Source organism: Fructilactobacillus sp. X3R2C1, assembly GCF_059901235.1.
This window is the reverse complement of sequence record NZ_JBWXVA010000057.1, coordinates 1-253: the sequence shown is the minus strand read 5'-3', so window position 1 is coordinate 253 and position 253 is coordinate 1. Positions and strand designations below refer to the sequence as shown.

The 253-nt window shown below is 68.4% G+C and carries 1 protein-coding gene; it reads left to right on the top strand.

The genetic code is table 11. From position 1 onward, the window contains the following. Positions 1-253: autotransporter outer membrane beta-barrel domain-containing protein (locus tag AC6UDB_RS07140; protein ID WP_500709571.1), on the top strand; the 253-nt coding region annotated here is incomplete at both ends.

Genomic DNA, 253 nt, shown 5'->3' with positions numbered 1-253 from the left:
CGGCCGTACCGACGTGAAGCAGCAGGACCGCCGCGCCAAGTCGAAGATCGACAACACGCACTTCGGCGCCTACGCCAGCCACACCTGGGGCGGCTTCGGCCTGCGCGGCGGCGTGGCCTGGAGCAAGCACGAGGTGAAGAGCAGACGCGATGTGGCCTTCGCGGGCTTCAGCGACAGCCTGAGCGCACGCTACGACGCCCGCACGCGTCAGGCCTTCATCGAAGCCGGCTACCGTTTCGGTGATCCGGAAGCC